The organism is Pseudomonas sp. GXM4 (assembly GCF_008923895.1).
Classification (GTDB): domain Bacteria; phylum Pseudomonadota; class Gammaproteobacteria; order Pseudomonadales; family Pseudomonadaceae; genus Aquipseudomonas; species Aquipseudomonas atacamensis.
Map to the genome: position 1 here is coordinate 1 of NZ_WBRZ01000210.1, position 9,402 is coordinate 9,402.

The 9,402-nt window shown below is 61.9% G+C and carries 7 protein-coding genes; 1 reads left to right on the top strand and 6 read right to left on the bottom strand.

What is annotated here, in order from left to right:
- Positions 1-119 precede the first annotated feature (119 nt).
- From F8N49_RS21060 to F8N49_RS21085, 6 genes are all read right to left on the bottom strand, one after another.
- Positions 120-752: a sarcosine oxidase subunit gamma gene (locus tag F8N49_RS21060; RefSeq protein WP_016772832.1), complete on the bottom strand. Its 633-nt coding sequence runs from the start codon at positions 750-752 to the stop codon at positions 120-122.
- Positions 753-881: 129 nt separating this feature from the next.
- A complete protein-coding gene (locus tag F8N49_RS21065; protein WP_151552404.1) occupies positions 882-3,899 on the bottom strand; it encodes a sarcosine oxidase subunit alpha in 3,018 nt (1,005 codons plus the stop codon).
- Positions 3,896-4,225 carry a sarcosine oxidase subunit delta gene (locus tag F8N49_RS21070; protein ID WP_016772830.1) on the bottom strand — a complete coding sequence of 110 codons (330 nt, stop codon included), beginning with the start codon at positions 4,223-4,225 and terminating at the stop codon, positions 3,896-3,898. Before F8N49_RS21070 ends, F8N49_RS21065 begins: the two co-directional genes overlap by 4 nt.
- Before the next feature lie 14 nt (positions 4,226-4,239).
- On the bottom strand, positions 4,240-5,490 hold the full coding sequence (locus F8N49_RS21075) for a sarcosine oxidase subunit beta (protein WP_016772829.1): 1,251 nt from the start codon (positions 5,488-5,490) through the stop codon (positions 4,240-4,242).
- Positions 5,491-5,511: 21 nt separating this feature from the next.
- On the bottom strand, positions 5,512-6,765 hold the full coding sequence (glyA, locus tag F8N49_RS21080) for a serine hydroxymethyltransferase (RefSeq protein WP_122705670.1): 1,254 nt from the start codon (positions 6,763-6,765) through the stop codon (positions 5,512-5,514).
- Between the two features lie 257 nt (positions 6,766-7,022).
- On the bottom strand, positions 7,023-7,733 hold the full coding sequence (locus F8N49_RS21085) for a TraX family protein (protein ID WP_151552406.1): 711 nt from the start codon (positions 7,731-7,733) through the stop codon (positions 7,023-7,025).
- A gap of 126 nt (positions 7,734-7,859) precedes the next feature.
- Here F8N49_RS21085 and F8N49_RS21090 point away from each other — a divergent pair, with 126 nt between their 5' ends.
- Positions 7,860-8,900, top strand: coding sequence for a low specificity L-threonine aldolase (locus F8N49_RS21090; RefSeq protein ID WP_016772826.1), 1,041 nt, complete (start codon positions 7,860-7,862; stop codon positions 8,898-8,900).
- Positions 8,901-9,402 lie beyond the last annotated feature (502 nt).

Sequence of the window (9,402 nt, forward strand, 5' to 3'; positions counted from 1 at the left end):
GACGCGGAGCGTCCCGGGATGCATTCCCACGCGGAGCGTGGGAACGATCATCTATCTGCTCCCTTTCCCCTCTCCCCCTTGGGGGAGAGGGCTGGGGTGAGGGGGTAGCTTTTGATCTTTCAGGCCTGAACGCTGAGGCCGTACTCGGCCGAAGCATCCTGCAACCACAACCACCAGTAATCCGAGAAGCTGCGCCGGATCAGCAGTTCCCAGGTGTCTTCGGCGGTATGACGAATCATCAGCTGCGACTTGGCGAACACCGTGCCGACCGCTTTGCCGACCGGGAAGTTGTTCGGGTGCACGTCATAGCTGGTGGATTTCATCAGTACCTGGCGCACGTTCGGCCCGCTCAGTTCGAGGATCTGCTGGCCGCCGCTGACGTTGACGATGGCAATGTGCAGATCACCCAGCGCTTCACGCAGTTTCTGCTCGGCGGCGAATTCTTCGCCGCTTGGCACGATCAGCAGCCACTCGTCCGGGCCCATCCATTGCAGGCTGGTTTCGCCTTTGACGATCACGCTGAGGGCGCCGGGCAATTCAATGCCCAACGCTTTGTGCACACCGGCCGCGAAGGCTGCATCGTGGCCATCGCCACGAATGGTCAGGTGGCCGAGGAGTTTTTTCTCACGCACGATCACGCCGGCGTTCTTGCGGCCCTTGCCGACCAGGCTGGCGAGGTCGGCATGGTGCAGCGACGACTCGGCACGGGCGCCGGTGGTCGGGCGTTGCTGGTAAACATTGGCTGTGGTCATAAAGCACCTTCTTGTATTGATCGTTCCCACGCTCTGCGTGGGAATGCCGCCATGGACGCTCTGCGTCCGCTCTTGGGACGCGGAGCGTCCCGGGATGCATTCCCACGCGGAGCGTGGGAACGATCAGTGTCAGATGTTCTGCCGCTCACCCTTCGGATCGAAGAACACCGAAGAAACGATTTCCGCCTCGATCACGCTGCCATCGGCCAGCGGTGCGAACACCCGCTCGCCCATGCGCTTGAGACCGCCCTTGACCACGCCCATGGCAAACGAATAACCGAGGGAGTTGTGCGCGTAGCTGGAGGTCACGTGGCCGACCATGGTCATCGGGATCGCCTGCTTGGTGTTGAACACCAGCTGCGCACCTTCCGGCAGCCATTTGGTCGGGTCGATCGGCTTGAGGCCCACCAGTTGTTTGCGCTGGTCTTTCACGCAATCTTCGCGGTTCATGCCGCGCTGGCCGATCCACGAGAACGGTTTGGTGCGACCGACACACCAGCCCATGTTCAGGTCGTCCGGGGTCATCGAGCCGTCGGTGTCCTGGCCGACGATGATGAAGCCCTTCTCGGCCCGCAGCACGTGCATGGTTTCGGTGCCGTACGGGGTCAGGTTGTACTGCTTGCCGGCCTCGACGATTTTCTCCAGCACGCCCATCGCATAATCGGCCTGCACGTTGACTTCGTACGACAGCTCACCGGTGAACGAGATACGGAACACCCGCGCCGGCACATCGCCGACCAGACCTTCTTTCCAGGTCATGAACGGGAACGCTTCGTTGCTCAGATCGATGTCAGTCACGGCGCTGAGCAGCTTGCGGCTGTTCGGCCCGGAGAGGGTCATGGTCGCCCAGTGGTCGGTGACGGAAGTGAAGTACACCTTCATGTCCGGCCATTCGGTCTGGTGGTACAGCTCCAGCCACTGCAGTACGCGCGCGGCGCCGCCGGTGGTGGTGGTCATGACGAAATGGTTGTCGGCCAGACACGCGGTCACACCGTCGTCGAAGACCATGCCGTCTTCCTTGCACATCAGACCGTAGCGAGCCTTGCCCACGTCGAGCTTGGTCCAGGCGTTGGTGTACACGCGGTTGAGGAACTCGCGGGCATCCGGGCCTTGGATGTCGATCTTGCCGAGGGTCGAAGCATCGAGCAGGCCAACGCTATCGCGCACGGCTTGGCATTCGCGCTTGACCGCCGCGTGCAGGTCTTCACCGTTTTTCGGGAAGTACCATGGACGTTTCCACTGACCGACGTCTTCAAACTCGGCGCCGTTCTTCACGTGCCAGGCATGCAGCGCGGTGTAGCGCACCGGCTCGAAGATGTGCCCGCAATGCCGACCGGCCACGGCGCCGAAGGTCACCGGCGTGTAGTTCGGACGGAACATGGTGGTGCCCATCTGCGGGATGGTCACGTTCAGCGAACGGGCGGCAATGGCCAGACCGTTGACGTTGCCGAGCTTGCCCTGATCGGTGCCGAAGCCCAGCGCGGTATAGCGTTTGACGTGCTCGACCGACTCGAAACCTTCGCGGGTCGCCAGTTCGATGCCACCGGCGGTGACGTCGTTCTGGAAGTCGACGAACTGCTTCGGTGCTCGCGCCGAGTTCTTCTCGTGCGGCACCTGGAACAGCGCCAGGGTCGGCTCTTCGAGACGGCTCAAGGCTTTCGGCAACACGCCTTCGACAGTCTGGAAACCGGCTTCGGCGGCAGCGCGCACGCCACCTTCAAAACCGTCGGCCAGCGAATCGCCGAGCGCGTAGACGCCATTGACGCCACCGACGCACACGCGCTTCTGCGGTGCTTCGCCCGGTACGAAACCGAGAATGTCTTCACGCCAGACCGGTTTGCCACCGAGGTGCGAAGCCAAGTGAACCACCGGGCTGTAACCGCCGGAGCTGGCGACCAGATCGCAATCGAGCCATTCGCCCGGACTGGTCACGGCGTGGGCCTTTACGTCAATCGCGGCGACGCGTGCAGCGGTCACACGCTTGCTGCCACGCACCTCGACGACGGCGCTGCCGGTGAGAATGCGAATGCCTTTGGCGCGCGCTTCTTCGACCAATGCACCGCGGGGATTGCTGCGGGCATCGGCGATCGCGACCACTTGCAGACTGGCATCGAGCCAATCCAGAGCAACGCGATAGGCGTGATCGTTGTTGGTCGACAGCACCAGTTTTTTGCCTGGCGCCACGCCATAGCGACGCACGTAGGTCGACACCGCACCAGCGAGCATGTTGCCCGGCACGTCGTTGTTGCCGTAGACCAGTGGACGCTCGTGGGCGCCGGTCGCCAGCACCACGCGCTTGGCGCGGACACGGTGGATGCGCTGCCGCACCTGTCCGATCGGCGCGCGGTCACCGAGGTGATCGGTGAGGCGTTCGTGAATGGTCAGGAAGTTGTGGTCGTGGTAGCCGTTGACCGTGGCGCGCGGCAACAGCAGCACGTCCGGAGTGTTCTTCAATTCAGCGATGACACTGGCGACCCATTCCATCGCCGGTTTGCCGTCGAGGCTTTCGCGGGAATCAAGCAGGCTGCCGCCGAACTCTTCCTGCTCATCGGCCAGAATCACGCGGGCACCGCTGCGCGCAGCCGCCAGGGCAGCGGCGAGACCGGCCGGGCCGGCACCGACGATCAGCACGTCGCAGTGCTGGTTCATGTAGTCGTAGGTGTCCGGATCGTTCTCGGTCGGCGAACGGCCGAGGCCGGCAGCCTTGCGGATGTACTTCTCGTAAGTCATCCAGAACGATTGCGGGTACATGAAGGTTTTGTAGTAGAAACCCGGCGGCATCAGCTTGCCGCCGACCTTGCCGAGAATCCCCATCATGTCGTTGTTGACGCTCGGCCAGCCATTGGTGCTGGTGGCGACCAGGCCCTGATACAACGCCTGTTGCGTGGCGCGCACGTTGGGAATCTGCGTGGCTTCGGTGGCACCGATCTGCAGCACCGCGTTCGGCTCTTCGGAACCGGCAGCGAAGATGCCGCGAGGGCGCGAATACTTGAAGCTGCGGCCGATGATGTCGACGCCGTTGGCGATCAGTGCGGCGGCCAGCGAGTCGCCTTCGTAGCCTTTGTAGGTCTGGCCGTTGAAGGTGAAGCTCAGCACTTTGTTGCGGTCGATCCGTCCACCGTTGGACAGGCGATTGGTCTGGCTCATACCTTCTCTCCCAGCGCCGTCGTGGCTGTTTTCGCAGTGCCAGCCTTGTCGGTGAATTGCGGCTTCTCGCCGATCTTGTAGCTCTCGAGAATCTCGTAGGTCACGGTATCGCGAGTGACGTTGAAGTACTGGCGGCAACCGGCAACGTGGTCCCACAACTCGTGGTGCAGACCGCGCGGGTTATCGCGAAAGAACATGTAGTCGCCCCACTCTTCATCGGTGCAGGCGTTCGGATCCAGCGGCCGCGGGATGTGCGCCTGACCGGATGCGTGGAATTCCTCTTCAGAGCGCAGTTCGCCGCAGTGAGGACAGAAGATATGCAACATGGGGATTTCTCCTGTTAGTGGGCAACCGCAGCAGCGCCGTGTTCATCGATCAACGCACCGTTGTGGAAACGGTCGATGGAGAAAGGTGCAGCCAATGGGTGCATTTCACCCTTGGCCAGACTCGCGGCAAACACGTTGCCCGAGCCGGGTGTAGCCTTGAAGCCACCGGTGCCCCAACCGCAGTTGAAGAACATGTTCGGTACCGGCGTCTTGGAAATGATCGGGCAAGCGTCCGGGGTGGTGTCGACGATGCCGCCCCACTGGCGGTTCATGCGTACGCGGGACAACACCGGGAACATCTCGACGATGGCCTGGATGGTGTGTTCGATCACCGGGTACGAACCACGCTGGCCGTAGCCGTTGTAGCCGTCGATACCGGCGCCGATCACCAGGTCGCCCTTGTCGGACTGGCTGATGTAACCGTGCACGGCGTTGGACATGATCACGCTGTCGATAATCGGTTTGATCGGCTCGGACACCAGCGCTTGCAGCGGGTGGGATTCGATCGGCAGGCGGAAACCGGCAAGCTTGGCCATGTGCCCGGAGTTACCGGCCGTCACCACGCCGACGCGCTTGGCGCCGATGAAACCCTTGTTGGTTTCAACGCCGATGCACACGCCGTTTTCCTTGCGGAAACCGATCACTTCGGTCTGCTGGATCAGGTCCACGCCCAAGGCATCGGCGGCACGGGCGAAGCCCCACGCCACGGCATCGTGACGGGCGACGCCGCCGCGACGCTGCACGGTGGCGCCCATGATCGGGTAGCGAGTGTTTTTCGAGCAGTCCAGGTACGGAATTTCGTCCGCAACCTGCTTGGCGTCGAGCAGTTCGCCGTCGACGCCGTTGAGGCGGTTGGCGCTGACCCGACGCTCGGAATCACGGATGTCCTGCAGGGTGTGGCACAGGTTGTAGACGCCACGCTGGGAGAACATCACGTTGTAGTTGAGATCCTGCGACAGGCCTTCCCACAATTTCATCGCGTGTTCGTAGAGGTGCGCCGACTCGTCCCACAGGTAGTTGGAACGCACGATGGTGGTGTTGCGCGCGGTGTTCCCGCCGCCCAGCCAGCCTTTCTCGACCACGGCGACATTGGTGATGCCGTGCTCCTTGGCCAGATAGTAGGCCGTCGCCAGGCCGTGCCCGCCGCCGCCGACGATGACCACGTCGTAGACTTTTTTCGGGGTGGGCGTGCGCCACATGCGCTGCCAGTTTTCGTGGTGGCTGAGCGAGTGTTTGAACAGGCCGAAGCCGGAATAGCGTTGCATAGTCATTACTCCAAAACCGACTCAGCGATAAACCGGGAAGTCTGCGCACAGGGCCGAGACCTGCTGGGCGACATTGGCCTCGACATCGGCGTCGCCGAGGTTGTCGAGGATGTCGCAGATCCAGCCGGCGAGGGTTTCGCACTGGCTGACCTTGAAGCCGCGCGTGGTCACCGCCGGGGTGCCGATGCGCAGGCCCGAGGTCACGAACGGCGACTGCGGGTCGTTCGGCACGGCATTCTTGTTCACCGTGATGTGCGCACGGCCCAGCGCGGCATCGGCGTCCTTGCCGGTCAGGCCCTGACGAATCAGGCTGACCAGGAACAGATGGTTGTCGGTGCCGCCGGAGACCACATCGTAGCCACGCTTGATGAACACGCTGGCCATCGCCTGGGCGTTTTCGATCACTTGTTGCTGATAAGCCTTGAAGCCAGGCTCCAGTGCTTCCTTGAAGCACACCGCTTTACCGGCGATGACGTGCATCAGCGGGCCGCCCTGGGCACCGGGAAAAACGGCGGCGTTGAGCTTCTTCTCGATCTCTTCGTTGGACTTGGCCAGGATCAGCCCGCCACGCGGACCGCGCAGGGTCTTGTGCGTGGTGGTGGTGACCACATCGGCGTACGGCAGCGGGTTCGGGTACAGGCCGGCAGCGACCAGACCGGCGACGTGGGCCATGTCGACGAACAGCAGCGCACCAACCTTGTCGGCGATCTGACGGAATCGCGGGAAGTCCAGAGTCTTTGAGTAAGCGGAGAAACCGGCAACGATCATTTTCGGTTTGCACTCGACGGCCAGACGCTCGACTTCGTCGTAGTCGATCAGCCCGGTGTCGGTGTTGATGCCGTACTGCACAGCGTTGTAGAGCTTGCCCGAGGACGACACTTTCGCGCCGTGGGTCAGGTGACCGCCGTGGGCCAGGCTCATGCCGAGGATGGTGTCACCCGGCTGGATCAACGCCAGGTACACGGCGCTGTTGGCCGAGGAGCCGGAGTGAGGCTGGACGTTGGCATAGTCGGCGCCAAACAGTTGCTTGGCGCGTTCGATGGCCAGCGCTTCGACTTTATCCACATGCTCGCAGCCTCCGTAGTAGCGCTTGCCCGGATAGCCTTCGGCGTATTTGTTGGTCAGGCCGCTGCCTTGCGCCTGCATGACGCGCTTGCTGGTGTAGTTCTCCGACGCGATCAGCTCGATGTGATCTTCCTGACGTTGCTCCTCGGCATTCATCGCCGCCAGCAGTGCATCGTCGTAACCCTGGATCTGGTCTTGCTTGCTGAACATCGCGTCTCTCCCAGCGGCATCTGTGCGCCATTCGTCTCGGTAAGGCACTGGCAATGATGGCAGTGCCCTTTGATGCGATGGTATGACCGGCACAGACAGCTCAAATGCCTGCGGACGCCACGCAAAGGTGCGTTTACGACATGGCTGGAAATGACCCGAAGAATGCACTCCCCCTGTAGGAGCTGCCGAAGGCTGCGATCTTTTGACTTTGACTTTGAAGATCAACGGATCGCAGCCTTCGGCAGCTCCCACAGGGGTCAGGCGATGATTTGGCGGATGGCAAGCAGCAGGAGGAAATGCGCGGGATACAGCGCATATGCCCAGCGCCGCATCGGTGGAGGCCGGACATGTCGCCCATGTCGCAACAAGAACATTCCGAGCATCGGCGCAAACACACAGGCCGCCAGCCCAAGCATCGCCACGCTGTTGCCGAAACGCGCCGATTCGAGCAGCACCTGCCATTGGTTCGCCGCCAGACACACCAGCCCCGGCAACAGGCTGAAATACCAGGGTCGGCGGAACACCAGCAGCATCGCCAATGGCAACAATACGCCGAAGAAACCGAACATCAGTCGTTCTGAAAAAACCGCCGCAACCACCAACGCGGCCAGCGCGAGCAACCGTGGCACCGACGCTGAGTCCTGCCAGCCGCGCGCCACCAGCAAGCCCAGCGCCAGCGTCGGCATCACGTTGAACGTGTCAGGGTCGGGGATATAAAAGCGATAAGGGATTTCGCTGATTGCACTGAACAGCAACAGCCAGCCCAGATAGCGCCATTCCATTTTGCGCGTACCGTCTCGTGCCAGATTCGCCGCCATCGCCAGGCAAAACCATGGAAACGCCAGGCGACCTGGCACATACAACCAATCGGCGGAGAAGCCGACATATCGCAGGTGATCGAGCAACATGCTCAGCAACGCCAGCCACTTGAGCAGATCCAGGGCGCCGTCGCGTTGGCTCAGGTGCATAATCGGCCCATAAACTGGTAATTTTCCCCACCCGACATCGCATGTGCTCCCCGGAAGATCTTCGGTAAAGTGCGCATCTTCATTGACCACGAGCCTTCACAAGAGTCTCGATTACGGAAGCCGGCCATGACCGACAAGAGCCAACAATTCGCCAGCGACAACTATTCCGGTATCTGCCCGGAAGCCTGGGCTGCCATGGAACAGGCCAACCACGGCCACCAGCGCGCTTACGGCGACGATGAATGGACCGCCCGCGCGGCCGATCATTTCCGCAAACTGTTCGAAACCGACTGCGAAGTGTTCTTCGCCTTCAACGGCACCGCCGCCAACTCGCTGGCCCTGTCGTCGCTGTGCCAGAGTTACCACAGCGTGATCTGCTCGGAAACCGCCCACGTCGAAACCGACGAATGCGGCGCTCCGGAATTCTTCTCTAACGGCTCGAAGCTGCTGATCGCCGGCACTGAAAACGGCAAGATCACCCCGCAATCGATCCGCGAAGTCGCACTCAAGCGTCAGGACATCCACTACCCGAAACCGCGCGTGGTGACCCTGACCCAGGCCACCGAAGTCGGTAGCGTCTACACCCCGGAAGAAGTCCGCGCCATCAGCGCAACCTGCAAAGAGCTGGGCCTGCACCTGCATATGGACGGCGCGCGGTTCTCCAACGCCTGCGCATTCCTCGGCTGCTCGCCCGCCGACCTGACCTGGAAGGCCGGCGTTGATGTGCTGTGCTTCGGCGGCACCAAGAACGGCATGGCGGTGGGTGAAGCGATCCTGTTCTTCAACCACAAACTGGCCGAAGACTTCGACTACCGCTGCAAGCAGGCCGGGCAACTGGCGTCGAAGATGCGCTTTTTGTCGGCACCGTGGGTCGGCATTCTGGAAAACGACGCCTGGCTCAAATACGCACGCCACGCCAACCACTGCGCGCAACTGCTGGCAGAACTGGTCAGCGACATTCCCGGCGTCGAACTGATGTTCCCGGTGCAGGCCAACGGCGTGTTCCTGCAACTGTCCGAGCCGGCCATCGCTGCGTTGACTGCAAAGAACTGGCGCTTCTACACCTTCATCGGCAAGGGCGGCGCACGCTTCATGTGCTCCTGGGACACCGAAGAAGAACGCGTACGCGAACTGGCGCGCGATATTCGCGAGGTCATGTCGGCCTGATCCCGCCCATGATCATTCCCACGCGCAGCAAAGGAATGTCTCCCGGGACGCTCCGCGTTCCAGCCTCACCATTATCGACAAGGTCAAGACCGCTATGACGCAAAGCGTCAGTGGCTGCATTCCCACGCAGAGCGTGGGAACGATCTTTATCTCCACATCTGCCCCCCCCTGATCATTCCCACGCTCCGCGTGGGAATGCCTCCCGGGACGCTCCGCGTTCCAGCTTCACCCTTGGCGACAGGCTGAAAACCGCTATGACACGGAGCGTCAGTGGCTGCATTCCCACGCAGAGCGTGGGAACGATCTTTATCTCCACATCTACCCCACCCTAATCGTTCCCACGCTCCGCGTGGTAACGCCTACAGGGACGCACCGCGGTCCAGATTCACCCTTGGCGACAGGCTGAAAACCGCTATGACGCAAAGCGTCAGTGGCTGCATTCCCACGCAGAGCGTGGGAACGATCTTTATCCCCACATCTGCCCCACCCTGATCGTTCCCAC

What these genes read in the sequence shown, in the direction of transcription:
- glyA (WP_122705670.1), bottom strand. Translation starts at nt 6,765, where the DNA reads ATGTTCAGCAAGCAAGACCAGATCCAGGGTTACGACGATGCACTGCTG.
- F8N49_RS21085 (WP_151552406.1), bottom strand. Translation starts at nt 7,733, where the DNA reads ATGCACCTGAGCCAACGCGACGGCGCCCTGGATCTGCTCAAGTGGCTG.
- F8N49_RS21075 (WP_016772829.1), bottom strand. Translation starts at nt 5,490, where the DNA reads ATGCAACGCTATTCCGGCTTCGGCCTGTTCAAACACTCGCTCAGCCAC.
- F8N49_RS21065 (WP_151552404.1), bottom strand. Translation starts at nt 3,899, where the DNA reads ATGAGCCAGACCAATCGCCTGTCCAACGGTGGACGGATCGACCGCAAC.
- F8N49_RS21090 (WP_016772826.1), top strand. Translation starts at nt 7,860, where the DNA reads ATGACCGACAAGAGCCAACAATTCGCCAGCGACAACTATTCCGGTATC.
- F8N49_RS21060 (WP_016772832.1), bottom strand. Translation starts at nt 752, where the DNA reads ATGACCACAGCCAATGTTTACCAGCAACGCCCGACCACCGGCGCCCGT.
- F8N49_RS21070 (WP_016772830.1), bottom strand. Translation starts at nt 4,225, where the DNA reads ATGTTGCATATCTTCTGTCCTCACTGCGGCGAACTGCGCTCTGAAGAG.